At 64.5% G+C, this 23,241-nt stretch carries 26 protein-coding genes; 7 read left to right on the top strand and 19 right to left on the bottom strand.

The features are described 5' to 3' along the window. Positions 1-109 precede the first annotated feature (109 nt). Positions 110-442, bottom strand: a complete 333-nt coding sequence (locus BM374_RS17350; protein ID WP_092294197.1) for a twin-arginine translocation signal domain-containing protein — start codon at positions 440-442, stop codon at positions 110-112. Between the two features lie 175 nt (positions 443-617). On the opposite strand from BM374_RS17350, the gene BM374_RS17345 reads away from it, so the two are divergent. Together BM374_RS17345 and BM374_RS38630 are read left to right on the top strand one after the other, a co-directional pair. Next, on the top strand, positions 618-1,271 hold the full coding sequence (locus BM374_RS17345; RefSeq protein WP_092294978.1) for a glutathione S-transferase family protein: 654 nt from the start codon (positions 618-620) through the stop codon (positions 1,269-1,271). Positions 1,272-1,363: 92 nt separating this feature from the next. Next, positions 1,364-1,516, top strand: coding sequence for a hypothetical protein (locus BM374_RS38630; protein ID WP_177248370.1), 153 nt, complete (start codon positions 1,364-1,366; stop codon positions 1,514-1,516). Positions 1,517-1,525: 9 nt separating this feature from the next. On the opposite strand, the gene BM374_RS17340 is transcribed toward BM374_RS38630, so the two are convergent. Both BM374_RS17340 and BM374_RS17335 read right to left on the bottom strand, forming a co-directional pair. Continuing rightward, positions 1,526-1,873, bottom strand: coding sequence for a hypothetical protein (locus tag BM374_RS17340; RefSeq protein WP_092294195.1), 348 nt, complete (start codon positions 1,871-1,873; stop codon positions 1,526-1,528). Between the two features lie 69 nt (positions 1,874-1,942). Continuing rightward, positions 1,943-3,475: an acyl-CoA carboxylase subunit beta gene (locus tag BM374_RS17335; RefSeq protein WP_092294193.1), complete on the bottom strand. Its 1,533-nt coding sequence runs from the start codon at positions 3,473-3,475 to the stop codon at positions 1,943-1,945. 139 nt (positions 3,476-3,614) lie between these two features. Here BM374_RS17335 and BM374_RS17330 point away from each other — a divergent pair, with 139 nt between their 5' ends. Together BM374_RS17330 and BM374_RS17325 are read left to right on the top strand one after the other, a co-directional pair. Beyond that, entirely contained in the window at positions 3,615-4,019 is a 405-nt protein-coding gene (locus BM374_RS17330; protein WP_092294191.1) for a DUF4260 domain-containing protein, read from the top strand. 164 nt (positions 4,020-4,183) lie between these two features. Next, positions 4,184-4,780 (top strand): hypothetical protein, encoded by a 597-nt coding sequence (locus BM374_RS17325; RefSeq protein ID WP_092294189.1) that lies wholly within the window; start codon positions 4,184-4,186, stop codon positions 4,778-4,780. A 14-nt stretch (positions 4,781-4,794) separates the two neighbouring features. On the opposite strand, the gene BM374_RS17320 is transcribed toward BM374_RS17325, so the two are convergent. From BM374_RS17320 to BM374_RS17310, 3 genes are read right to left on the bottom strand one after another with little or no spacing between them, the layout of a single operon-like run. Continuing rightward, positions 4,795-5,058, bottom strand: coding sequence for an EscU/YscU/HrcU family type III secretion system export apparatus switch protein (locus BM374_RS17320; RefSeq protein WP_092294186.1), 264 nt, complete (start codon positions 5,056-5,058; stop codon positions 4,795-4,797). After that, positions 5,055-6,692, bottom strand: a complete 1,638-nt coding sequence (gene fliK / locus BM374_RS17315) for a flagellar hook-length control protein FliK (protein WP_177248369.1) — start codon at positions 6,690-6,692, stop codon at positions 5,055-5,057. The genes BM374_RS17320 and fliK overlap by 4 nt, the downstream gene beginning before the upstream one ends. A gap of 57 nt (positions 6,693-6,749) precedes the next feature. Next, positions 6,750-7,544, bottom strand: a complete 795-nt coding sequence (locus tag BM374_RS17310; protein ID WP_092294184.1) for an ATP12 family chaperone protein — start codon at positions 7,542-7,544, stop codon at positions 6,750-6,752. Between the two features lie 76 nt (positions 7,545-7,620). On the opposite strand from BM374_RS17310, the gene BM374_RS17305 reads away from it, so the two are divergent. Further along, positions 7,621-8,067: a hypothetical protein gene (locus BM374_RS17305; protein WP_092294182.1), complete on the top strand. Its 447-nt coding sequence runs from the start codon at positions 7,621-7,623 to the stop codon at positions 8,065-8,067. 146 nt (positions 8,068-8,213) lie between these two features. Here BM374_RS17305 and BM374_RS17300 read toward each other — a convergent pair whose 3' ends face one another. Genes BM374_RS17300 through BM374_RS17290 form a run of 3 tightly spaced genes read right to left on the bottom strand, consistent with a single transcriptional unit; the run spans position 8,214 to position 12,235 of the window. Next, a complete protein-coding gene (locus BM374_RS17300) occupies positions 8,214-9,443 on the bottom strand; it encodes an RluA family pseudouridine synthase (protein ID WP_092294180.1) in 1,230 nt (409 codons plus the stop codon). Positions 9,444-9,494: 51 nt separating this feature from the next. Further along, on the bottom strand, positions 9,495-10,832 hold the full coding sequence (locus tag BM374_RS17295) for a replication-associated recombination protein A (protein ID WP_092294178.1): 1,338 nt from the start codon (positions 10,830-10,832) through the stop codon (positions 9,495-9,497). After that, positions 10,829-12,235, bottom strand: a complete 1,407-nt coding sequence (locus BM374_RS17290) for a DegQ family serine endoprotease (protein WP_177248368.1) — start codon at positions 12,233-12,235, stop codon at positions 10,829-10,831. Before BM374_RS17290 ends, BM374_RS17295 begins: the two co-directional genes overlap by 4 nt. A 315-nt stretch (positions 12,236-12,550) precedes the next feature. Here BM374_RS17290 and BM374_RS17285 point away from each other — a divergent pair, with 315 nt between their 5' ends. Beyond that, a complete protein-coding gene (locus BM374_RS17285) occupies positions 12,551-14,167 on the top strand; it encodes an OprO/OprP family phosphate-selective porin (RefSeq protein WP_092294176.1) in 1,617 nt (538 codons plus the stop codon). Positions 14,168-14,206: 39 nt separating this feature from the next. On the opposite strand, the gene BM374_RS17280 is transcribed toward BM374_RS17285, so the two are convergent. Continuing rightward, positions 14,207-14,584, bottom strand: a complete 378-nt coding sequence (locus tag BM374_RS17280; RefSeq protein WP_092294174.1) for a winged helix-turn-helix transcriptional regulator — start codon at positions 14,582-14,584, stop codon at positions 14,207-14,209. A gap of 120 nt (positions 14,585-14,704) precedes the next feature. Here BM374_RS17280 and BM374_RS17275 point away from each other — a divergent pair, with 120 nt between their 5' ends. Further along, on the top strand, positions 14,705-15,718 hold the full coding sequence (locus BM374_RS17275; protein ID WP_092294172.1) for a zinc-binding alcohol dehydrogenase family protein: 1,014 nt from the start codon (positions 14,705-14,707) through the stop codon (positions 15,716-15,718). Between the two features lie 42 nt (positions 15,719-15,760). Here BM374_RS17275 and BM374_RS17270 read toward each other — a convergent pair whose 3' ends face one another. The 9 genes from BM374_RS17270 to BM374_RS17230 form a co-directional block, all read right to left on the bottom strand. Further along, positions 15,761-17,074, bottom strand: a complete 1,314-nt coding sequence (locus BM374_RS17270) for a chloride channel protein (RefSeq protein ID WP_092294170.1) — start codon at positions 17,072-17,074, stop codon at positions 15,761-15,763. A gap of 57 nt (positions 17,075-17,131) precedes the next feature. Next, on the bottom strand, positions 17,132-17,428 hold the full coding sequence (locus BM374_RS17265; protein ID WP_092294167.1) for a DUF1330 domain-containing protein: 297 nt from the start codon (positions 17,426-17,428) through the stop codon (positions 17,132-17,134). A 7-nt stretch (positions 17,429-17,435) separates the two neighbouring features. Further along, the gene (locus BM374_RS17260) at positions 17,436-18,224 is read right to left on the bottom strand and encodes an SDR family NAD(P)-dependent oxidoreductase (RefSeq protein ID WP_092294165.1); all 789 of its coding nucleotides are present in this window, start codon (positions 18,222-18,224) and stop codon (positions 17,436-17,438) included. A gap of 150 nt (positions 18,225-18,374) precedes the next feature. Beyond that, positions 18,375-18,791: a 50S ribosomal protein L17 gene (gene rplQ, locus BM374_RS17255; protein ID WP_057745449.1), complete on the bottom strand. Its 417-nt coding sequence runs from the start codon at positions 18,789-18,791 to the stop codon at positions 18,375-18,377. Between the two features lie 145 nt (positions 18,792-18,936). Continuing rightward, entirely contained in the window at positions 18,937-19,968 is a 1,032-nt protein-coding gene (locus BM374_RS17250; RefSeq protein ID WP_014494512.1) for a DNA-directed RNA polymerase subunit alpha, read from the bottom strand. 112 nt (positions 19,969-20,080) lie between these two features. Further along, on the bottom strand, positions 20,081-20,470 hold the full coding sequence (rpsK, locus tag BM374_RS17245) for a 30S ribosomal protein S11 (RefSeq protein WP_007603045.1): 390 nt from the start codon (positions 20,468-20,470) through the stop codon (positions 20,081-20,083). Between the two features lie 128 nt (positions 20,471-20,598). Further along, the gene (rpsM, locus tag BM374_RS17240) at positions 20,599-20,967 is read right to left on the bottom strand and encodes a 30S ribosomal protein S13 (protein WP_014494511.1); all 369 of its coding nucleotides are present in this window, start codon (positions 20,965-20,967) and stop codon (positions 20,599-20,601) included. 188 nt (positions 20,968-21,155) lie between these two features. Further along, a complete protein-coding gene (locus tag BM374_RS17235; RefSeq protein WP_092294163.1) occupies positions 21,156-22,034 on the bottom strand; it encodes an adenylate kinase in 879 nt (292 codons plus the stop codon). After that, a complete protein-coding gene (locus tag BM374_RS17230) occupies positions 22,031-23,236 on the bottom strand; it encodes a preprotein translocase subunit SecY (RefSeq protein ID WP_092294161.1) in 1,206 nt (401 codons plus the stop codon). The genes BM374_RS17235 and BM374_RS17230 overlap by 4 nt, the downstream gene beginning before the upstream one ends. Positions 23,237-23,241: the final 5 nt, after the last annotated feature.

Below are 23,241 nucleotides of genomic sequence, written 5' to 3'. Positions count from 1 at the left end.
CGTCCTTGCGAAATGGCCGCGCCGGAGCCTGCGCGGCCATTTTCATTGAAGCAGCTGACCAACAAGCAGGGGATCGCGAAGCCCGATCCCCTTTTCATTCCAGGCGCCGTTACCAATAACGCCAGTGGTGGCGATGCCAGCGATGCCGCCAGCCCCAATGGCGGTGGCGCCAACCCCAGTGACGATGGCGCCAGCCCCAGTGACGATGGTGCCAGCCCCAGTGACGATGGTGCCAGCGCCCGTGCCAATGCACCTGCTCTGGCTTGAGCTGGGCGACTTCCTCGCTACTGGTGACTGCGGGATGAGCATCCGGATTGTCTTGCGGCATGCCGCCATTGCCGAACGGCTGCGGCGCCAATGGCGCGGCCTGTGCGGTGGCACTAAACGCGACGGCTCCAGCCGCGACACCGAAGGCAAGTTTCAAGAAGTTCCGACGCTCCATGGCGTGTCCTCCGCTTGATCGATCAAGTGATGCGGAGGAAGTGTCGCGGCGGTGACATGAACTGTGGCTGAATCGCGCGTTCAGATGTGGCAGCATGCGCGAAAAATTGTTTCTCCTCATGTCGGAACGCGCCTGCTTTGTCCGTCCTCTGTTGGAGACAGCACGGAGACAGAGCATGCCTGACCTCACCCTGACCACCTTCGACTGGGTTCCCCCGCCTCCGCGCGGCTTCGTGCGCGATCTCCGCGTGCGCTGGGCGCTGGAGGAAGCCGCCTTGCCCTATCGCGTCGCGAGCGTGCCATTCGACAATCGCGGCGCCGAACATCTCGCGCACCAGCCGTTCGGCCAGGTGCCGTGGCTGAGCGATGGCGACCTCTCGATCTTCGAGAGCGGCGCGATTCTGCTTCATCTTGGCGGACTCAGCGGGAAGCTGATGCCCTCGGATCCGCGCGGCCGGAACGAAGCGACCGAATGGCTGTTCGCCGCGCTCAACTCGGTGGAGATGGCGAGCCTGCCCTGGACGATGTCGAAGTTCATGGGTCATCCGACCGATACCGCAGCGTGGAAATTCGTGGACGACTTCCTCAAGCTCCGTCTCAAGCATCTCGAGCCGGTGCTGGCGTCGCGCGAATGGCTGGCGGGCTCCTTTTCGGTCGCGGACATTCTCATGTCAGACGTGCTGCGCGTCGTCGATCAATTCGACGGGCTGTCGCAACACCCAGCCTGCCGAAGCTACGTCGCGCGCGCGATTGGCCGCCCTGGGTTCGTCAAAGCCCACGCGGACCAGATGGCGCATTTCGCGGCGGCGGATGCGGGGCGCGCTGTGTGACCCACCGCACATCGTTAGTCCGGGGATGGCCGTAGGCTCACGGCCACTGGAACAGAGCGATCTGCCCCAACCATCATCGCGGAAGGTGACACATGGCCCGCATCGACTATCTCAGAGAGCAATTGGCCCGCGCCGAGCGCCTGGCGAAAGCGATCCTCGACCAGCAGACCTCGGAACGGCTCCAAGCGTTCGCCGCCGAATGCCGCGCGGAGTTGCAGGTGCGGAGCCTCAAGAGCGCCGCATAAGACAGCGCGCTACATCAGCTTCATCGGCGTATCGGTGACCACGCGCAGGTCGATCCTGCCGATCAGCGCAGCGCGGCGCGCCTCGGCAGCACCGATCGCACCGTCCGTCTGCCGCAACGTGCTGATGTTCGAACCGAGGGAGACGATGCCGCCGAGCACCAGCGCGATCGAGCCGAGCGCGGCGGCCTGCCCCAATCCGAACAGCCCGAGGACGGTGACCAGAAGCAGCGCCGCGCCGCTGCCGATCGCGATCTTCGACGCCAGGATGTATTTCCGGCAACGCTCCGCGATCCCGGCGAGCAGCTCGATCCGATCCTCGATGTCGGAGATTTCGTCGGTCGGATCGTCTTCGATCATGGTGTATCAACCAGCAACGGTCGATGGATGACCCGGATTTCGCCTGCGCTCCATCCGGGCTGCGCGATCTCACAACGGCAAATTGTCGTGCTTCTTCGCCGGCGCCTCGACCTTCTTGTCCTTCAGCATCGCCAGCGCCCTTGCGATCCGTTTGCGGGTCGAGTGCGGCATGATGACGTCGTCGATGTAGCCGCGCTCGGCGGCGATGAAGGGCGACAGGAAGCGGTCTTCATATTCCTTGGTGCGGGCGGCGATCTTGTCGGGGTCGCCGATGTCGGAGCGGAAGATGATCTCGACGGCGCCCTTGGCGCCCATCACTGCGATCTGGGCGGTCGGCCAGGCATAGTTCATGTCGGCGCCGATCTCCTTGGAGGCCATGACGTCGAAGGCGCCGCCATAGGCCTTGCGGGTGATGATGGTGACCAGCGGCACGGTGCACTGCGAATAGGCGAACAAGAGCTTCGCGCCGTGCTTGATCAGGCCGCCATATTCCTGTGCGGTGCCCGGCAGGAAGCCCGGCACGTCGACGAACGTGACGATCGGGATGTTGAAGGCGTCGCAGAAACGGACGAAGCGCGCCGCTTTCCGCGATGCGTCAGAGTCGAGCACCCCGGCCAGCACCATCGGCTGGTTGGCGACGAAGCCGACGGTGCGCCCCGCGATGCGGCCGAAGCCGGTGACGATGTTCTTGGCGAAGGCTTCCGCGATCTCGAAGAAGTCGCCCTCGTCCACGACCTTCAGGATCAGCTCCTTCATGTCGTAGGGCTTGTTCGGGTTGTCGGGGATCAGCGTGTCGAGCGACATGTCGACGCGACCGATATCGTCGAAGCTCGGCCATTCCGGTACGCCGTCGGTGTTGTTCGAGGGGAGGAAGTCGATCAGGCGCCGCATCTGCAGCAGCGTCTCGACGTCGTTCTCGAAGGCGCCGTCGGCGATCGAGGAGCGCGTCGCGTGCACCGAGGCGCCGCCGAGTTCTTCCGCCGTGACGACCTCGTTGGTGACGGTCTTCACGACGTCCGGGCCGGTGACGAACATGTAGCTGGTGTTCTTCACCATGAAGATGAAGTCGGTCATCGCGGGCGAATAGACGTCGCCGCCGGCGCAGGGGCCCATGATGACTGAGATCTGCGGGATCACGCCCGAGGCGAGCACGTTGCGGCGGAACACGTAGGAATAGCCCGCGAGCGCGGCGACGCCCTCCTGGATGCGGGCACCGCCCGCGTCATAGAGGCCGATGATGGGCGCCCGCGCCTTCATCGCCATGTCCTGCAGTTTCGTGATCTTCAGCGCGTGGGTCTCGGACAGCGAGCCGCCGAACACGGTGAAATCCTTGGCGAAGACAAAAGTCTTGCGGCCGTTGACGGTGCCCCAGCCGGTAACGACGCCGTCGCCGGGCACCTTGGTCTTCTCCATGCCGAACTCGGTGGAGCGATGCTCGACGAACATGTCGAACTCCTCGAACGATCCCTTGTCGAGCAGAAGCTCGATGCGCTCGCGCGCGGTCAGCTTGCCGCGGGCGTGCTGCGCCTCGATGCGCTTCTCCCCGCCGCCGAGCTTGGCGCCGGCACGACGGTCTTCAAGGGCGTCCAGGATGTGTTTCATTTGCTCCCGCCAGTTCTTAAGTGATGCGGGGTTCTAACACGGCATTTTGCGAGCCGGGAAGCGGCTTTCGGCCTTGCAGGTCAGCCCTGAATCAGCGTGAAAGCGCAAGGAATTTCAAAGTTTTGCCCGGGAGGCGAGCATGAGCGAAGCAACGGCCCAAACCGGCGCGGCAACCGGCGGCGTCAACATCCTGCTGCGGCTGGAGGGCCTGACCTTGTTTGCGGGGATGGTGGTGCTCTACTGGGCCTGGGACGGCGCCTGGTGGGTCTTTGCCCTGCTGTTCTTCGTCCCCGATCTGAGCTTCCTGGCCTACCTCGTCGATGCCAAATTCGGCGCACTGGTCTACAACGCCGCCCACAGCTACATGGCACCGGTGGCGATGCTGACGCTGGGCTTCGGCCTCGCCTCGCCGCTCACCTTGTCAATCGCCTTGATCTGGCTCGCCCATATCGGCATCGACCGGGCGCTGGGCTACGGCCTGAAATATTCCGCCGGCTTCGGCTTCACCCATCTGGGGCGGATCGGCCGGCAGAAGGACGCCTGACCTCGCGCTGGCTCGGGCAGCGGACGCACTGACATTTGCTCCTGCTGATCAGTTGACCTGGCCAGCCGATTCAGGCTTGCTCACAGCTTGCGATCAGGCGCCGAATGTTGCGTGAGCTCAGTCGGTACGGCGGCGGTCATCACGTCCGGCTGCAAGCATTTCCCATGTCCGCCATGGTCGTTCCCCTGCTTCCGAACCGCGCGTCCGAGACCACCGATTTCCTGCGCCGGATGGCCAGCATGGTGTCGGGGCGGAACGGCGAGATGCTGCTGCGCGCGGCCAGCCTGATCGAGTCGCTCGCGCAGCGAGCGATGTCGGCCGAACGGCTGTTTCACGAGCAGCAGGAGGAGAACAAGCGGCTTGCCGAGCGGCATGAAGCCGCCGAGCTCGCCACCGACGCCATGGTCAATCAGATCGCCGCGCTGCGAACCCAGCTTGCGGAGGTCACCGCGGCGGCAGCTGCCGAACGGGCTGGCTTCGATAGCGAGCGCAGCAAGCTGCTCATGCTGATGCAGGATGCGGAAAGCCATATCGGCAAGCTCACCACGGAGCTCGATGGCTTGCGCGCCTCCGTCGATGCTTTCAACGAGACCGTGGTCTCGGTGCCGATCGAGGTGCTGCGGCTGGCGCGCACCCAGTTCGACTATCTCTCCAACGGTTTTGCGCGCAAGGGCGATGTGATCTCGCAGGCAATGAGCGAGATCGGCGGCTTCGCCATCGACCAGGCACTGACGGCGACGAAGCCGGCCGACAAGGCCTGATTTGCCTGCACTTGCTACCGCGCGCGGCCCGACAGACGCAGCACGAACACCAGCACCTCGGCCACGGCCTTGTAGAGATCGGGCGGAATCTCCTCGCCGAGCTCGACCTTGGAGAGCGCGCCGGCCAGCACCTCGTTCTCCTCGATCGGGATGTCATGCGCCTTGGCGATCTCGACGATCTTGGCGCCGATCGTGCCTTTGCCTTTGGCGACGACCACGGGCGCGCCGCTGCCCTTCTCGTAATGCAGCGCAATTGCGAGCTTGGAATCCTCGCTCATGTGGCGCGATCCAGGAAATGGCCGGCGCGGGCCGGCGCAGGTTGCGGCGGAGTGCCGTCGCGGACGATGATGTCGCCGGGCTTGAGCTCGGCCTTGGTCAGCGCCTGATTGAGCTCACCGATCCCGGCGCGGAGCTGCTGTGCCGTCGCCGGCCGCTCCGCCCACATCCGCACAAAGGTCTTGTCGCCATTGAGCGTGATCAACGCGTGCACGGGACCACTCGGCTCGACATTGAGCGTAAAGCGCGCGCGCCAGGCGCGCTTGGCGGGATCTGGCGACTCGTTGTCGCCGTCGCGCGAGATCTCGAACTGCGCCATCGCGGTGCCCTGGGGGGTCGCAAACGGAATCTCGAAATTCCATTGCGGCACCGTCGGATCGATACGATGGCCGCTGGCATCGGTGCGGTCAGGGAGCGAAGCGACCTGCAGCAGGGTCTGCCGCGCGATCGCGGCATCGGTATCGCCAAGCAGGCGATGCACAGTCGCCGCCAGCGGTGCGTTTGGTGCGAGCGATGGCGAAGCGACCGCTTGCGGTGACGGCAACGCACCGCGGAACGGCGGTGGCGTCGTCGGACGCGCCGCCGCTTCGAAGATGTGGCTGTCAGGCACCGGCTTATTGGAGCCCGGAACGTTGCCGGTCATGCGCGGCAAGCTTTGGGTGACCTCTTGCAGCAGGCTCGCGGCAAGACCTGCTGACATGGCGGTACGCGGCAAGGCCGCCTGCGGTGTAGCGCCAGCCATATCGGCCAGCACGGCGAGCGCAGCCTCGCGCGGCAATTGCGGGGCTTGGGTACCTGCAGCGGCAGGCGTTGGCAAAGCCGCTTGCGCGGTCTCGCCTGTCGCTTGCGGCACCGACGCAGCGGTCTGCGGAGCCGCAACAACACTTGGAGTAAGCGTGCTATTTGGCCCCGCCACCTGTGGCGCGGCGGGCTCGATCGCGCCCGACGTTGCCGCCAGCGTCTGGCGGAGCACCAGCAGCGCCGCCTTCAGGTCCGGCACGGTGCCTGACGGCGGCGGCGCACCTGATGCCAGCGAGGCCTCGAGAAACAGGCCCGACTTCTGGAACGCGGATTCGATATCGCCACCATCGAGCGCGGTGTTGAGCGGCGTCTGTTGCGCCAGCACATCCAGCACCGCCTGCTTCAGGCCTTCTGGCAGATCGCTGCCCGATACGACGGATGCCAGATTGGCGAACAGCGGCGCCTGGCTGCCCTGTTTTGTGACCGCCTCGGCCGAGGCGGCGCTGACGGCGACCTGCTCTGAAGGCGTCAGGGGATTGCGGGCCGCGGTCGCCGATGGCGCAAGCGACGGACTGTCGACCAGCGAGGCGGCCGTCGGCGTCAACGTGACCTGATCAGCGCTCGCCTCACTTGCCCCGTTGACGACGGCAAGCCGGATCGTGCCGTCGTTCTGCGATACCGCGAGCTGGAGATTTTGCCCTGGGGTCAGCGACACCTCGGACATCACGTCCATCGAGAGATTGGCGATCGCGATCCGCACCAGATTGTCGGCGAGCACGCTGACGACCCTGGCGTCGACCACGCTGCCGGCCTGGAGCACAAGATCCGGCGTCGCCGCATCGGCCACAGGGCTGGCGGCACTGACGGGAAGGATCGAAGTGACTGGCGTCGGCATTTCAGGGGTCCAGGGAACGCAGCTCCCCACCCTAAGGCCGCCGTCGTAAACCTCTCGTTAAGGACCTTTGGCCACGTCGGGATTGACGGCCGCAAGCACCGCCACGGCAGCCTCGAAATCCCTGAAGCGGGTGGCGCGGCGGGCGGCCGCCTCCTCGTCCACGCCCCACTGCTCGATGTTCCAGTCCTCGTCGACATGGGCGGCGGCCCAGACCTGATCGGCGTCGCGCATGCCATGAGCCAGCGCCAATGCCAGCAACGCCGAGCCGGTCAGGGTCGTCACCATGTGGAGGGCCGCGACCGACCAGGGATCATCAGGCAGCGCTGCGCGGGCGGCCCTGAGCGCTTCGTCCGGCTGCTTCACGTGCATGATGCCCTCGGAGAGGATGAAGTGCGCCCCAAGCCTCTCCGCGGCCCAGAACAGCACCGGGTCCCAATGCGCGGCCTCGCGGGCGACCAGCCCCTCGGGGTGGCCGGCGCGATAGAACAGCAGGTCCGTCTCCAAATATTTTGCGAGGTCATCCGTGACGAGCTCGACGCGGTCGATCACCCCCTCGACCACGCTGTTGGCGATCCGCGTCAGCGGCATGGTGACGGGATCGATCGCCTCGCCCTGAGCGGCCCATTCCGCGGCCACGGCATCGGCGAGCGTGCGTGAAGGGATCACCACCTGGCGGGCGGATGGCGTGCGGATCGGCTTGCCGTCGAGCGTGACGGCAAAGCCGCCTTGGGCTTCTGCGATGCGGGCTTCCTTGTAGAAACGCTTGCGCAGCGGCGTGCGCGCGGACGCCCGCGCCGATTCCCTGGGATCCGGCGGGGGCTGGCCAGCGGCTTCTTCGAACAATTCGCGCATGTGAGGTTTTCGGTCCCGGTCGCTCGATGCTAGGCTTTTAAGATAAGACCTGTGGCCGATAAAGCGAGCGGCGGGCATGAGGGAACTTGCGGGCATTGTGGCCCTGTTTACCGGGTTTTGGCTGGCTGCGGCCGAGGCCGGCTTTCGCACCCCGGAATCGCTGGTCCGCAACGTCTATGCTCATTACGGCGATGGCGCACGGGAGCTCTCCAGGGGTCTGCCGCGGGATGATGCCACCGCCCGCCAATTCTTCGATCCGAGCCTGCGCAAGGCGTGGTCAGCACCACGGAGCGAGCCCTATGATTTCCTCGTGCAAAGTCAGAGCTGGAAGCTCGGCCCGCTGGCGATTGCGATCATCCGCAAGGAATACGACAAGACCTATGTCGCGGCAAAATTCGACAATCACGGCCGACCGGTGGCGCTGAACTTCATCCTGGTCAACGGTCCGGAGGGCTGGCTGATCACAGACGTCGAGAGCCCGCATGATAGTCTGAGGATGTTTCTGGAGCAGTTCAGGAATTGAGGGCTTTCGGTCTCAACCACAACCAACGCTGTCATGCCCCGGCATCCAGTACACCGCGGCTTATCGTTTCAAGCACAGCCGTCTCGGAGTGCTGGATCGCCCGCCTTCGCGGGCGATGACACTGAGGAGGTGGTTAGCAGCGCCCCCTACTCCTCCGGCGCGTTCTCGATCGGGTCGAACCGGCTGGCATCCAGCCCGAGCAGATTCCACGACTGCTGCATGTGCGGCGGCAGCGGTGCGGTGGCATCGATCACGCCGCCGCGGGGATGCGGAATGACGATGCGGCGCGCGAGCAGATGCAGCCGGTTTTGCAGGCCGCCCGGGAGCTGCCAGTTCTCGATGTTGAAATATTTGGGATCGCCGACGATGGGATGGCCGATATGGGCCATGTGGGCGCGAAGCTGGTGCGTGCGGCCCGTGACCGGCTTCAGCGACACCCAGGTCAGCTTGTTGCCGGCGGTCTCGACCACCGCGTAGTAGGTCACCGCGTGGCTGGCGCCCTCGTCGCCATGCTGGGCAATGCGCATGATGGTGTCGTCCTCGCTCTCTTCCTTGGCAAGGAAGGTCGAGATGCGGCCCTGCTTGGGCTTCGGCAGACCCGGCACCAGCGCCCAATAGACCTTGCGCGCCGAGCGCGAGCGAAAGGCGCCAGTCAAGTGTGAAGCGGCAAAGCGCGTCTTTGCGATCAGCAGGCAGCCCGAGGTCTCGCGATCGATACGGTGCACGAGGCGCGGCTTCTGACCCTTGGAATCGCGCATCACCTCCAGCATCTGGTCGATGTGCCGCGTCATGCCCGAGCCGCCCTGCACGGCAAGGCCAGCGGGCTTGTTCAAGACGAGGACGTCGTCGTCCTCGTAGATCGTCATCTCCTTCAGCGCCTTGAGCGTCTTCTGCGCGGCCTCCGAGAGCTCACCGCCGACCTTCGGCGCATCGAGCTTCAGCGGCGGAATACGGACGCTCTGGCCCTCCTCCAGGCGGTCCTTGCTGTCGACGCGCTTGCCATCGACGCGCAACTCGCCTTTGCGGACGACGCGCTGGATGTGGGAGAACGACAGCCCGGGAAACCGCGCTTCGAGAAAACGGTCGACGCGCATGTTGTTCTCGTCGGCCGTCACCGTGACGGTCTGCACCTTGGTCGGCAGCAGCGCCTCGACCGGCTTGGCCGGCGCGGCCCTTTCCAGCTCAGCCCTCTCCAGCCTTGCTTTGGGCGGGCGCCGCTCGGCACGTTCGCCCGCAAAGCGCGGCGGCTTGCCGCCGGGCTTGCCTCCTGGACGTGGCCCGGCCTTCTTCGCGCTCCGCGCCTGATGCGGACGCGATTCCTTACGCTCGTCGCGCGAACGTGGCTGTTGGTTGGTTCTTTTGATGCGGCGGCTCATGCTGCCTGCCTACCCTAAAAGCGGGCGTACGTCACGACGAAACGGCCGCCTCTAGCGTGAACCACCCCGCTCCTTGCGCAGCTTGGCCCAATAGTCCAGCCGCTTCCTGATCTCGCGCTCGAAGCCGCGCTCGGGCGGGTCGTAGAAGGTCTGGCGGCCCAGGGCTTCGGGAAAGTAGTCCTGGCCGGAGAAGGCGTCGGGGGCATCGTGGTCGTATTCGTAGCCGGTGCCGTAGCCTTCGGACTTCATCAGCTTGGTCGGCGAGTTCAGGATGTGCTTGGGCGGCAGCAGCGAGCCGGCCTGCTTTGCGACCTGCATCGCCGTGCCGAAGGCGGTGTAGACCGCATTCGATTTCGGTGCGGTGGCGAGATAGACCACGGCCTGCGCGATCGCGAGCTCACCCTCTGGGTGGCCGAGGAAGTCGAAGGCGTCCTTCGCCGCATTGGCGATGACGAGCGCCTGCGGATCGGCAAGCCCTATATCTTCGACGGCCATGCGCACGACACGGCGAGCCAGGAACAGCGGGTCCTCGCCGGCATCGAGCATACGGGCAAGGTAATAGAGCGCGGCGTCCGGATCGGAGCCGCGCACCGATTTATGCAGCGCCGAGATCAGATTGTAATGGCCGTCGGCCGATTTGTCGTAGATGGGCGCGCGGCGTTGCAGGATCTCCTGCAACTGCGCGGCATTGAAGATCTCGTCCGCCCGTGCCGAACGCCAGACCTCTTCGGCGAGCGTCAGCGACGCGCGGCCATCGCCGTCGGCCATCCGCACCAGCACCGCCCTCGCCTCCGCATCGAGCGGCAGCTTCTTGCCCTCGATCTCCTCGGCATGCGCGAACAGTTTCTCGATTGCGGCGGCATCGAGCGAGCGAAACACCAGAACGCGGGCACGAGAGAGCAACGCCGCGTTGAGCTCGAACGACGGATTTTCCGTGGTGGCGCCGATCATCACGACGGTGCCGTCCTCCATGACGGGCAGGAAGGAATCCTGCTGAGCCCGGTTGAAGCGATGCACCTCGTCGACGAACAAGAGCGTGCCCTTGCCCATCTCGCGGCGGGCACGCGCGGCGTCGAACGCTTTCTTCAGATCGGCAACGCCGGAGAACACCGCCGATATCTGCTCGAAATGCAGATCGGTCGCATCCGCAAGCAGCCGTGCCACGGTGGTCTTGCCGGTGCCCGGCGGGCCCCAGAACACCAGCGAGCCCAGCGTGCGCGTCTCCAGCATGCGCGTCAGTGCGCCGTCGGGGCCGAGGATGTGATCCTGGCCGACGACCTCCGACAGCGTACGCGGCCGCAGTCGGTCCGGCAGCGGATGCGGAGCCTCGTGATCGAGCCCCGCCGCAGCAAAGAGCGTTGGCGTCTCCTGTGGTCGCTTCGGACTCATCCGCCCAGCGTGACGTTGATCTGCTGACCGCCGCGCACCACCGCGATGCGCCAGAGCCGTGGCTGCTCCTTCGCAGCCCTCTCCAGGTCGCTGGTCTTGGCGATCTTCTGATTGTTCACGGACAGGATGATGTCGCCCTTCTGGAATCCGACATTCTGCGCCGCCGTGCCGTCGCCGATGTCGGTGACGACGACGCCCTCGGTGTCGGCGTCCAGATGCAGCTCATCGGCCACCGCTGGCGTGATGGTGGAGATCCTGGCGCCCTGGAACGGCGAACGCGTGGTGATGACGAGTTCATTGCGGCCGGTGTCGGGCGCAGTCTCGAGCGCGATCGTCAGCTTGAGCGGCTTGCTGCCGCGCTGCACGTCGATCTGCGCAGTGCCGCCGAGTGGACGGGTGGCAAAGCGGTAGTCGAACGCGTTGGGATCGTCCACCGCCTGCCCATCGATGCCGGTGATGAGATCGGACGATTTCAGCCCGGCCTTTGCCGCAGGGCCGTTCGGCACGACGCTTGCGACCAGAGCGCCGGTCGGCGTCTTGAGGCCGAGACTCTCGGCGATCTCCGGCGTCACCGCCTGCAGCTTCGCACCGAGCCATGGACGTTTCACGGCCTTGCCGCCGCTCTTGGCGGAAGCCACGACCACGCGCACCATGTTGGCCGGAATCGCAAAACCGATGCCCTGCGAGCCGCCGGAGCGCGAATAGATCGCGGTGTTGATGCCGGCGAGCCGGCCATTCATGTCCACCAGCGCGCCACCGGAATTGCCGGGGTTGATCGGCGCATCAGTCTGGATGAAGAACTGATAATCGGTGATGCCGACCTGCGTGCGTGCCAGCGCCGAGATGATGCCGTGAGTCACGGTCTGGCCGACACCGAAAGGATTGCCAATCGCCAACACGACGTCGCCGACCATCAGCTCGTCCGAGTTGGTGAACTCGAGCGCCGGGAACTTCTCGTGGCTGTCCTTGAGACGCAGCACGGCGAGGTCGCTGCGGGAATCCTTCAGCACGATCTCGGCCTCGAACTCGCGCTTGTCCGACAGCGACACCTTCACCTGGTCGGCGCCTTCGATGACGTGGACGTTGGTGACGACGAGCCCGGAGGAATCGACGATCACGCCCGAACCGAGAGAGCGCTGCACCTGCTCCTGCTGTTGGCCGCCGCCGAAGAAGCGGCGGAAGATCGGATCGTCCAGCAGCGGATTGCGGTTCTGCACCACCTTGGCGGCATAGACGTTGACGACCGCCGGCTGCACCCGCTGCACGATCGGCGCATAGGACAGCCGGAGTTCGGCCGGCGACGCCGGGACACGACGGTCTTGCGCGGCAGCCGGATTGAAGTGGGCCGAAAAGCCTATGCACAATGCCGTGACGACGACGGCGGTCGAGATCGATCGAAACATTCCTACCTCTTGGAAAAGACGCCGGAATATAGGCGCGTTCGCCCCCCATTAGAAGGGCGCCCGGCGGCAATATTCAGCCCCTCGTCCGGCGCCATGAGCATACAAGCTCCGCGTGCGGAATCGCAATTTGCAGGGGTTGGTGGATTGGCATGATGTGCATCATCTTGCAATCTGCCGATAGCAGATTCGGTTGCGGCGAATTGGTCTCAGTGGGAACCGCGCAACCGGGTGCGCACCGTCGCGGGGCAGTCATCGATCACACCTAGGCTCTCCCGTTGCGACTTGGGGAAGTTCGTCAAAGGATGGAGTCACGACATGAGCAGGACAAGAATGGCAGCCACGGCGATTGGTCTCGCCGGCGTGCTGGCGGCCTCGCAGGCCCAGGCCCAATCAGCGGGCAACAGCGACCAGGAGATCGCACTCCTCAAGCAGCAGCTGAAAATGCTCGAGCAGAAGCTCGACAAGCTGCAGAGCCAGACCGCCGCGAACACGGCGGCCGCGGCCAAGACGAGGGCCGAGGCAAAGGCTGAAGCAAAGGCCGAGGCTCGCTCGGAGGCGAAGGCGGTCGTCGCCAATGCCAATGCCGCTTTCCCGGTCAAGGGCGCCCCGCAGGTAGCCGGTGTCATCGTGACGATGCCGAACAACCGGCCGACCATCTGCACGGCCGACCAGGCCAATTGCGTCGCTATCACGGGCCGCGTGCACTGGGATGTCGGCGGCTACCACTATCGCCCCGACACCGCAGCCACGGTGCCGCAAAAGCTCGACAGTGGCGAGAACGTTCGCCGCGCCCGCATCGGCCTTGCCGGCAAGTTCTTCAACGACTGGAATTTCGCCCTGGTCTACGATTTCGGCGGCTCGTCCGACGGCTTTGGCGGCGCGGCAGCGGGATCGCTTGCGGGCGGCGGCGTGTCCGGAGTCGAGAACGCCTACCTCAGCTACACCGGCCTGAAACCGTTCGGAGGCCGGATGGCCGTCGAGGCCGGCATCATGGATCTGCCCTACACCATGGACGAGGCCACGAGCTCCAACGACATCATGTTCATGGAGCGTGCCTCGCCCGGCGTGGTCGCGACCAACATCGCCGCCGGCGACTTCCGCTCTGCAGCCGGTGCGCGTTGGTTCAACGACCAGCTCTGGATCGGTGGTTACGCCACCGGGCCGTCGACCGGCGCAATCCATTCCGCCTCGAGCGCGGCGCCAGCGGGAACCGGCGAGCAATATGGCGCCGTAGCGCGCGTCGCAGGCAATCCGATCAGCGGCAAGGACTACTCGGTGCATGTCGGCGTCGACGCGCAGTGGCTGATCCAGCCCCCGCGCAACCTGATCGCCAACACGCAAACGCTTACGCTCAGCGATCGTCCAGAATTGCGCCTCGACCCGACCACGCTGGTGTCGACTGGCGCGATCGCCAACGTCTCGGGCGCGCAAGTCTACAGCGTCGAGGCGGCGGCGACCTATGGGCCGTTCATCGTCCAAGGTGAGTACTTCTGGTACAATGTCGACCGCACCGCCAACACCAGCGTGCCGCTCGTCGGCGCATCGAGCCTGAAATTCCAGGGCGGCTATGCGCAGGCCGGCTACGTGCTGACGGGCGAAGGCCGGACCTACAATGCGGGCAACGCCGCCTATAACGGCGTCAAGCCGGCGCATCCGTTCTCTCTCGACGGCGGGGGCTGGGGTGCATGGGAAATCGCGGGCCGCTTCTCGACGATCGACCTCAACGATCAGCTTGCGAGCGCCAACGGCGTCGCGGGTGGACGCCAGAACGTCTACACGCTCGCCCTCAATTGGTACGTCAATGGCAACGTCCGCTTCATGCTCGACTACCTCCATGCCACCGTATCAAAGCAGACGCTCCCGCCCACGGCGTTCGCGAATACGGGCTCAAGCTTTGACGCGGTGGCGATGCGCACGCAATTCGCGTTCTGACTTGATCTCGTCCGAGAGCGGCACGCCGCTCCCGGACGTCTACGCCGCGCGCTTCGGCTTCCTCACGACCACCGGCGGCGGCGCGCAGGACAGCCGCTGCTGGTGGCTCTCGCCCCAGGCCTTCAGGATGTCGATCACTGGCTTGAGACTCTCGCCGAGCTCGGAGAGGCAATACTCCACCCGCGGCGGCACTTCCGCATAGACCTTGCGGATGACCAGCTTGTCCTCTTCCAGCGCGCGAAGCTGTTTGGTCAGCATGCGCTGGGTGATGCCGGGCATCCGGCGGCGCAATTCGCCGAAGCGCAGGGTGCCGCTCTGGAGATGATAGAGGATCACGCCCTTCCATTTGCCGTCGATCAGGTCCAACGTCGCCTCGACCGAGCAACCCGGGCGCCGGGCAAAATTGCGCCGTTTCATGCGTGTTTTCCCAATAGTATCCAAACAGGGACTATATCCCCGAATTTACAGTACTTGCCAAACCGGAGCCAGGGCGACAGTTAGAGCGGCAGGCGAACACGCCATTGATGGAGACAAGCCATGAAGGCCGTCGGTTACAAGACGTCGCTTCCGATCGAGGATCAGAACGCGCTGATCGATTTCGAAACCGCCAAGCCCGAGCCGAAGGGATGCGACATCCGCGTCGCCGTGAAGGCGATCTCGGCCAATCCCGTCGATTACAAGGTGCGCAAGCGCGCCGCACCGCCCGAGGGCGAGACCAAGATTCTCGGCTATGACGCGGCCGGCGTGGTCGATGCCGTCGGCCCCGAGGTCACCCTGTTCAAGCCGGGTGACGAGGTGTTTTACGCAGGCTCGATCCTGCGCCAGGGCACCAATGCCGAATTCCACCTCGTCGACGAACGCATCGTCGGCAACAAGCCGAAGTCACTCTCGTTCGCGCAGGCCGCCGCCCTGCCCCTCACCTCAATCACCGCCTGGGAGCTGCTGTTCGACCGGCTCGGCGCTGTCCCCGGCAAGAGCGTCGATCCGCGCACGCTCCTGATCACCGGCGGCGCCGGTGGCGTCGGCTCGATCCTGATTCAGCTCGCGCGCCGCCTCACCGGCCTCACCGTGGTCGCGACTGCGACGCGGCCGGAGTCGCAGAAATGGTGCCTCGATCTCGGTGCCCATGCGGTGATCGACCACGGCAAGCCGATGAAGGAGCAGATCGAGAGCTTGAGGCTGCCGCCGGTCGCGCTGGTGGCGAGCCTCACCTTCACCGATCAGCATTACAAGGGGATCGCCGAGTTCATGGCACCGCAGGGCCGCTTCGGCCTGATCGACGATCCCCCGGAATTCACCATGAGCACGTTCAAGGGCAAGGCGATCTCCGTGCATTGGGAATCGATGTTCACGCGCTCTTCGTTCCAGACGCCAGACATGATCGCGCAGCATCACCTGCTCAACGACGTTGCCGACCTCATCGACAAGGGCGTTTTGCGTACCACGCTCGACCAGACCTTTGGCACGATCAACGCCGCCAACCTCAAGCGCGCGCATGCGCTGCTCGAGAGCGGCAAGTCACGCGGCAAGATCGTGCTGGAGGGATGGTAGCGGCAGACACCTCGGGACGGGCACGCTTACGCTTTGCCCATCCTACGATTCCTTTTCGTTCGGGCCCGTCGCCCGCTCGATGAAGCCTTTGGCGAGCGCGTGATAGATGCCTTCCTCGCAGATCATCCGCGAGGTTGCATGCGCAATCAGCGCGGCCGCCATCAATGGCACGACCATGCCGTGATTGTCGGTCATCTCGGTCACGATCACGAAGGCGGTGATCGGCGCCTGCACCACGCCGGCGAAATAGGAGACCATGCCGAGCAGCATGATCGCGCCGAGCGGCGCATCGTGGAAGAACGAAGCGATGTTGCTGCCGATGCCGGCACCGACGGCGAGCGATGGCGAGAAGATGCCGCCCGGGACACCGCTGATCGCGGCAAAGGTCGTCGCGAGGAGCTTGAGGATTCCGAAGTCTTGGGGCAACGGCGCGCTGTGGTCGAGCGCCGCCTTCACCTGCGCATAGCCTGTGCCGTAGATCGTATCGCCGGACACCAGGCCGCAGATGGCGACGGCGAGGCCGCAGGCAAATGCGAACCAGAGCGGATGGCTCTTGATCGCCGCGCCGAGCGGGTTCCTGAAACCGCGCGCCATGGCGATCACGACACGGCTGAACAGGCCGCCGGCGAGGCCGCCCACCACGCCGCAAGCCGGAACGGCAAGCCAGTCGGCGCCACGCGCCAGCGTCATCGCGCTGCTGCCGAAATAGGCGTAATTTCCCGCCAGCGCGAGCGAGGTCAGGCCGGCCGCAATGACGGCGGCAATGATGAGGCTCGACGTGCGGGTCTCGAACGCGCGGCTCATCTCCTCGATGCCGAAGACGATTCCCGCCAGCGGCGTATTGAAGGCCGCGGCAACGCCGGCAGCCGCGCCAGCCAAGATCAATCCGGGCTGTCGACGGGGCGAGACACGGCCGAGCGCAAACATGATGGAAGCGCCGACCTGAACGGTCGGCCCTTCCCGCCCTACCGAGCCGCCGCACAGCAGTCCGAACAGAGTGAGGATGATCTTGCCGACCGCGATCCGGATCGAGACCAGATTCGCGCGCGCCGTCTGATCGGTCAGATGCCGGGCGGCAATGGCCTGAGGGATTCCACTGCCCTGCGCGTTCGGGAACAGGCGGACGGTCAGATAGGCTGACAGCATGAAGCCGAGCGGCGTCACCGCGAGCACGGCATAGCGCGACTCGGCCAGCAGGAGTCCAAAGGCATGCTGTGCGAGATCGGCGAGCTGTGCCAGCGCCACCGCCGCGGCGCCGACCCCGATGCCCCCGAGCACGAAGATCGTCCGCCGCTGCCATCGCGCGGATGTCAGCCTGAACAGACGTTTGTGGCGGGTCGAGAGCGGCCAGAGCATGGAGCCCTGTTGTAGCCGGTTGCGCTCGGAAAAGAAGGGGGCAAACCGGCAGAGCAGCTAGATGGGAGCCGCCCCCTCGACAAATAGCAGCCGCCGCTCCAACGCCGTCCACCGGAGCTTGAGCGCCTCGGCATATTCCGGCGAGGCATACCATTCCTTCAGCCGCGCCATGGACGGGAATTCGACGACCACGATGGCCTTTGGCGGGAGGTTGCCTTCCGCCAGTTCGGCTTTGCCGCCACGCACGAGATAACGCCCGCCATATTGTGCGATCGTCTTCGCGGCGAGGGTGCGATAGGCGTCAAATCCCTCGGGATCGCGCATCTCGACTTCGGATATCACATAGGCTGTCATTGGCGTCTCAAGCGATGGTGTTGACGATGCCGCCTTCCGCGCGCAACGCCGCGCCGTTGGTTGCGGACGCCTCCTTCGACGCGACGTAGACCACCATGTTGGCGATCTCGTCGACACTGGCAAAACGCTGGATCAGCGAGCTCGGGCGATGCTGCTTGACGAAATTGGCAGCGGCCTCGTCGACCGACTGCCCGTTTTGCTTGGCGAGATCCTTCACGAAGGTCTCGACGCCCTCCGACATGGTCGGCCCAGGAAGCACCGAGTTCACGGTGACGCTCGTGCCCTGGGTGAGCTGCGCGAGGCCACGTGCGATCGCAAGCTGGGCCGTCTTGCTCATGCCGTAGTGGATCATCTCGACCGGAATGTTGAGCCCGGACTCCGAGGAGATGAAGACGATGCGGCCCCAATTGCGCTTGAGCATGCCCTTCATGTAGGCGCGCGAGAGACGCACGCCGCTCATGACGTTGACCTCGAAGAAGCGGCTCCAGTCCTCATCCGGAATCTCGAAGAAATCCTTCGGCTCGAAGATGCCGGCATTGTTGATAAGGATATCGACCTCGGGCAGATCATCCACCAGCGCTTTGCAGCCCGCCGCTGTCGAAACATCAGCGGCGATGCCGCGCACCTTGGCCCCGGTTCCCTCCAGCTTGCGCACGGCCGCATCGACCTTGTCCTGGCCGCGCCCGTTGATCACCACGCTGGCGCCCGAGCCCGCAAGGCCCTTGGCGATGGCGTGGCCGATGCCGGCGGTCGAGCCGGTCACGAGCGCGGTCTTTCCGGAAAGGTCGATGTGCATGAGATGTCTCCATTGAGGGTGATGGAGATATCGGGCGCTGCACTGACGGCCGCAATCGGCCCTCACTCATGCGTGAGGGCCGAACGAGCGAGCGGCAACAAAAAAGCGGCGCCCGGAGGCGCCGCTTTTCCAAACTCTATGCCTTCAGGCTTACGCCGCCTCGGCTTCCTTCGCCTGCACCGGACCGGAGTCCTGGCCCTTGGCGTCGACGTCGCGATCGACGAACTCGATCACGGCCATCGCGGCGTTGTCGCCGTAGCGGAAGCCCGCCTTGATGATGCGGGTGTAGCCGCCCTGGCGATCCTTGTAGCGAGGCGCCAGAACGTCGAACAGCTTCTTGACCTGGTCCTTGTCGCGCATCTCGGAGATGGCTTGGCGACGCATGGAGAGCCCGCCCTTCTTCCCGAGGGTGACGAGCTTCTCGACGATCGGACGAAGCTCCTTGGCCTTGGGCAGCGTGGTGACGATCTGCTCGTGCTTGATCAGCGCGGCCGCCATGTTGGCGAACATCGCGCGGCGATGCTCTGCCGTGCGGTTGAGCTTCCGATGAACCTTGCCGTGACGCATGTGTAGTGTCCTTTTTCGATGTGTCGCAGTGGTTCAGCGACTGGTTTTCAGGTGGGCTTCCTGCGTTCGCCCTAGGTCGCGAATAGCGAATGGCGAGTAGCGAATGGATGCTTCTTGCATTCGCTATTCGCTACTCCCAACTCGCTCAGTAGTGATCCTCGAAGCGCTTGGCGAGCTCGTCGATGTTCTCCGGCGGCCAGCCCGGCACTTCCATGCCGAGGTGGAGACCCATCTGGGCCAGCACTTCCTTGATCTCGTTCAGCGACTTGCGGCCGAAGTTCGGAGTGCGGAGCATTTCCGCTTCGCTCTTCTGCACGAGGTCGCCGATGTAGACGATGTTGTCGTTCTTCAAGCAGTTGGCCGAACGCACCGACAGCTCGAGCTCGTCCACCTTCTTGAGGAAGGCCGGGTTGAAGGCGAGGTCCGGGATGATCTCCTGGGCGACTTCCTTGCGCGGCTCTTCGAAGTTGACGAACACGTTGAGCTGATCCTGCAGGATGCGGGCGGCATAGGCCACCGAGTCATCCGGCGAGATCGCGCCGTTGGTCTCGATCGTCATGGTCAGCTTGTCGTAGTCGAGGATCTGGCCCTCGCGGGTGTTCTCGACCTTGTAGGAGACCTTGCGGACCGGCGAGTACAGGCTGTCGACCGGGATCAGGCCGATCGGCGCGTCCTCGGGACGGTTGCGCTCGGCGGGCACGTAGCCCTTGCCGGTGGCGACGGTGAACTCCATGCGGATCTCGGCGCCCTCGTCGAGGGTGCAGATCTGGAGCTCCGGGTTGAGCACCACGACATCGCCGACGGTCTGGATGTCGCCAGCGGTGACGACGCCTGGGCCCTGCTTCTTCACGACCATGCGCTTGGGGCCTTCGCCCTGCATCTTGATCGAGATGTCCTTGATATTGAGCACGATGTCGGTGACGTCCTCACGGACGCCCGCGATCGAGGAGAACTCGTGCAGCACGCCGTCGATGTGCACCGACTGCACCGCCGCGCCCTGGAGCGAGGAGAGCAGGATGCGACGCAACGCGTTGCCGAGCGTCTGGCCGAAGCCGCGCTCGAGCGGCTCGGCGACGATGGTCGCGAAACGGTTCGAATCGCTACCGGGCGTGACCTGGAGTTTGTTCGGTCGAATCAGTTCTTGCCAATTTTTCTGGATCGTCACTGTTTCACCCATACAGGCCAGTCGATTTGAAAATTCAAATACTGGCGTTGGAGAAAGGCCGCAGCTCAAACCCGCGGCTTCTTAAAAAAAGCATCGCGGGCACCGCGGCGCCCGCAACTTCGTATCAGACGCGCCGACGCTTGCGCGGACGGCAACCGTTGTGCGGGATCGTGGTCACGTCGCGGATCGAGGTGACGGTAAAGCCCGCGGCCTGGAGTGCGCGGAGCGCCGACTCACGGCCCGAACCGGGACCGGCGACTTCGACCTCCAGAGTGCGCATGCCGTGTTCCTGCGCCTTCTTGGAAACGTCTTCGGCGGCAACCTGTGCGGCATAGGGGGTCGATTTGCGCGAGCCCTTGAAGCCCATCGTGCCGGCGGAGGACCAGGCAATCGTGTTGCCCTGCGCGTCGGTGATGGTGATGGTCGTGTTGTTGAACGACGAGTTCACATGCGCGACGCCGGAGGCGATGTTCTTGCGTTCACGACGACGAACGCGGGTGGCTTCCTTGCCCATTGACTACCTTTCCTGGAGATCTCAAACGCCGCCGTAATGCCAGCGGCTACACCTGTGAAAATGCGAGTGGCGAATGGCGAGTAGCGAATGAAACCATTCGCCACTCCCTATTCGCCATTCGCGTCGAATTACTTCTTCTTGCCGGCGATGGCCTTGGCCGGGCCCTTGCGCGTACGCGCATTGGTGTGGGTGCGCTGGCCGCGCACCGGCAGACCGCGACGATGACGCAGGCCGCGATAGCAGCCGAGGTCCATCAGACGCTTGATGTTGATGCCGACTTCGCGACGCAGATCGCCCTCGACGAGATAGTCGCGGTCGATGACTTCGCGGATCTGGAGCACTTCAGCGTCGCTGAGCTGATTGACGCGACGATCCTCGGGGATCTTCACCTTTTCGAGGATCTCACCAGCGATCTTCTGGCCGATGCCATGGATATACTGGAGCGCGATCAGCACGCGCTTGTTGGTCGGAATGTTCACGCCGGCAATACGGGCCACGGCTTTCTCTCCTGTTGCCGATTCCTCGTCAGGAATCGGGCTTTAAGTGCTTATGTTTCTCGGGCAGGTGTTCACAAACGCGAACACGACGCCCACCCCTGGTCTTCCTGGGGCCCGGCATCGTTTGAAACTATCCGACTTGGATGCGGGGCTTATTAGGGGATTCAGGGGGCTTTCGTCAACCGCCGCTAGCGCTTAGCTCGCTTTTTCGTGACCTTTTTTGCGGCCTTTTTGGCACTCTTTTTGACGGCCTTCTTGGCGGTCTTTTTAGCTACCTTCTTCGCGGCCTTCTTGGCAGCCTTCTTTGCCGCCTTTTTGGCGCCCTTCACGGTCTTTTTGGCGGATTTCGCAGGCTTTGCAGCCTTTTGGGCCGCTTTTGCGGGCTTTCTGGCCGCCTTGGCCCTTTTGGCCGCCTTCTTGGCGGGCGCCGCCTTGGCCGCGCTGCGGGCACGGGTCTTGCCGTGCGTCTTGGGCTCGACCGCGCCCAGCGCCAAGAGCTGGCGGTGGATGGCGCGGGTGACCTCGTCGATGGCCATCATGCCGTCGATGGTCGAAAGCTTCCGACGCTCGGAATAGTAGTGGATCAGCGGTTCCGTCTGGCTGCGGTAGCTGGCGAGCCGCTTGGTCAGGACCTCCGGGGTGTCGTCAAGCCGGACTTCCTCCCCGCGCTCCCGCATCTGGGCGACGCGAGTCTCCACGCGACTCAGCAGCGCGCTCTCGTTGACGCGCAGTTCGATCACCGCGTCGAGTTTCATATGCTTGTGCTTCAGCAGTTCGTCGAGCGCCTCGGCCTGCGGCACGGTACGGGGGAAGCCGTCCAGGATGAAGCCGTGCTTCGCGTCCGGCTGTTCGATCCGGTCTGAGATGATTCCCACCACGACGTCGTCGGGGACGAGACCGCCGCTGGCCATGATCTCCTTGGCCTTCAATCCGACCGGCGTTCCGGCCGCGACTGCCGCGCGCAACATCTCGCCGGTCGAGAGCTGGACGATACCATAGCGCTGCACCAGCAGCTGCGCCTGGGTCCCCTTGCCCGACCCCGGCGGTCCCAGAAGTATAATTCTCATCGGCGTACGCCCCCCGGATTGGTGAGCGATAGCTCGCGCACCTGTGTTTGAAGATCGAGAATAGTGCAAACCACAATCAGCGCTGCACCACCACCCATTTTATAACCTAGCGCATTCCCGTAGGCCAAGAACACCTCCGGAGTCAGCGAAATCACCGTCAGATAAGCCGCACCGAACAGCGTCGTCGACGACACCACACGGTCGAGATATTCGGCGGTGGCCTCGCCACCGGGAACGCCGGGGATGACGCCGCCTTGCTGCGTAAGCGAATCGGCGGTGTGATCGGGATCGATGACGAAAGCTGTGTAGACGATTGCGAGCAGGAACACGGCGAGCGATCCGACGATGAGATGCGCCGGCTGGCCATAGTGGAGATAGACATAAGCCGCGTTGAGCCAGGGCGTGTCAGCATCGAAGATCAAGCCAGCAAATGCGAGCGGCAGATAGATCAACCACGGCCCCACGGTGACCGGCACCAGGTAGCCGGCGCTGTTGATCTTGATCGGAAGGATGGCGGCGCGCGACGGAAGCACGCGATCAGCAATGCGGCGCTCGCAGAATTGCACCGGCACATTGCGCCGCGCAGATTCGACGACGACGATCAATACCACCATCGCGATCCAAAGGGCCGCGTGGCCCAGCACGAGATCGCCCGAAACCGCGCCGCGGCGCACTAAATCGAGAATCGCGGCGAGCTCGCTCGGGAGATCTGGGATCATGGCGACGCTGAGAATCAGCGCGAGGCCATTGCCGATGCCATGGCGCGTGATCTGCTCGCTGAGCCAGATCAGGAAGAACACGCCGCCAACCATCGAGGCCGCCGTCGAAAGCACAAACCATGCACCGGAGTCGGGGGCGACCTCCGGAATCCTCTGAATGGCAGTGGCGATGCCGTAGCCCTGGAACGAGGTGAACAGCAAGGTCAGGAGCAGCGTGTAGCGCGAGATCCTGGCGCGGCCTCGCTCGCCGGAGCGTTCGATCGCGCCGAGTCGCGTCCAGACCAGCGACAGCAACCGAACGAGGATCGCAGCACTCAGATAAGGGATGAGACCGAGAGAGAAGACCGACAACCGGGCGACTGCGCTTGGCGGGAGCGCGCCGTTCGACGTCCAAAAGCCGGTAACCGGAATACGTCTGCCGAGGAGAAAAACGAGAAGCGCGCCGATCGTGATAGCGATGCGGCGCGCGAGCTCGGTCGTCATGCTGC

Source organism: Bradyrhizobium sp. Ghvi (assembly GCF_900115265.1).
Classification (GTDB): domain Bacteria; phylum Pseudomonadota; class Alphaproteobacteria; order Rhizobiales; family Xanthobacteraceae; genus Bradyrhizobium.
The sequence above is the reverse complement of the archived record's forward strand: the minus strand, read 5'-3'. Positions and strand labels throughout refer to the sequence as shown.

Coding starts and splice junctions, on each gene's coding strand:
- BM374_RS17350 (WP_092294197.1), bottom strand. CDS start 442: ATGGAGCGTCGGAACTTCTTGAAACTTGCCTTCGGTGTCGCGGCTGGA.
- BM374_RS17345 (WP_092294978.1), top strand. CDS start 618: ATGCCTGACCTCACCCTGACCACCTTCGACTGGGTTCCCCCGCCTCCG.
- BM374_RS38630 (WP_177248370.1), top strand. CDS start 1,364: ATGGCCCGCATCGACTATCTCAGAGAGCAATTGGCCCGCGCCGAGCGC.
- BM374_RS17340 (WP_092294195.1), bottom strand. CDS start 1,873: ATGATCGAAGACGATCCGACCGACGAAATCTCCGACATCGAGGATCGG.
- BM374_RS17335 (WP_092294193.1), bottom strand. CDS start 3,475: ATGAAACACATCCTGGACGCCCTTGAAGACCGTCGTGCCGGCGCCAAG.
- BM374_RS17330 (WP_092294191.1), top strand. CDS start 3,615: ATGAGCGAAGCAACGGCCCAAACCGGCGCGGCAACCGGCGGCGTCAAC.
- BM374_RS17325 (WP_092294189.1), top strand. CDS start 4,184: ATGTCCGCCATGGTCGTTCCCCTGCTTCCGAACCGCGCGTCCGAGACC.
- BM374_RS17320 (WP_092294186.1), bottom strand. CDS start 5,058: ATGAGCGAGGATTCCAAGCTCGCAATTGCGCTGCATTACGAGAAGGGC.
- fliK (WP_177248369.1), bottom strand. CDS start 6,692: ATGCCGACGCCAGTCACTTCGATCCTTCCCGTCAGTGCCGCCAGCCCT.
- BM374_RS17310 (WP_092294184.1), bottom strand. CDS start 7,544: ATGCGCGAATTGTTCGAAGAAGCCGCTGGCCAGCCCCCGCCGGATCCC.
- BM374_RS17305 (WP_092294182.1), top strand. CDS start 7,621: ATGAGGGAACTTGCGGGCATTGTGGCCCTGTTTACCGGGTTTTGGCTG.
- BM374_RS17300 (WP_092294180.1), bottom strand. CDS start 9,443: ATGAGCCGCCGCATCAAAAGAACCAACCAACAGCCACGTTCGCGCGAC.
- BM374_RS17295 (WP_092294178.1), bottom strand. CDS start 10,832: ATGAGTCCGAAGCGACCACAGGAGACGCCAACGCTCTTTGCTGCGGCG.
- BM374_RS17290 (WP_177248368.1), bottom strand. CDS start 12,235: ATGTTTCGATCGATCTCGACCGCCGTCGTCGTCACGGCATTGTGCATA.
- BM374_RS17285 (WP_092294176.1), top strand. CDS start 12,551: ATGAGCAGGACAAGAATGGCAGCCACGGCGATTGGTCTCGCCGGCGTG.
- BM374_RS17280 (WP_092294174.1), bottom strand. CDS start 14,584: ATGAAACGGCGCAATTTTGCCCGGCGCCCGGGTTGCTCGGTCGAGGCG.
- BM374_RS17275 (WP_092294172.1), top strand. CDS start 14,705: ATGAAGGCCGTCGGTTACAAGACGTCGCTTCCGATCGAGGATCAGAAC.
- BM374_RS17270 (WP_092294170.1), bottom strand. CDS start 17,074: ATGCTCTGGCCGCTCTCGACCCGCCACAAACGTCTGTTCAGGCTGACA.
- BM374_RS17265 (WP_092294167.1), bottom strand. CDS start 17,428: ATGACAGCCTATGTGATATCCGAAGTCGAGATGCGCGATCCCGAGGGA.
- BM374_RS17260 (WP_092294165.1), bottom strand. CDS start 18,224: ATGCACATCGACCTTTCCGGAAAGACCGCGCTCGTGACCGGCTCGACC.
- rplQ (WP_057745449.1), bottom strand. CDS start 18,791: ATGCGTCACGGCAAGGTTCATCGGAAGCTCAACCGCACGGCAGAGCAT.
- BM374_RS17250 (WP_014494512.1), bottom strand. CDS start 19,968: ATGGGTGAAACAGTGACGATCCAGAAAAATTGGCAAGAACTGATTCGA.
- rpsK (WP_007603045.1), bottom strand. CDS start 20,470: ATGGGCAAGGAAGCCACCCGCGTTCGTCGTCGTGAACGCAAGAACATC.
- BM374_RS17235 (WP_092294163.1), bottom strand. CDS start 22,034: ATGAGAATTATACTTCTGGGACCGCCGGGGTCGGGCAAGGGGACCCAG.
- BM374_RS17230 (WP_092294161.1), bottom strand. CDS start 23,236: ATGACGACCGAGCTCGCGCGCCGCATCGCTATCACGATCGGCGCGCTT.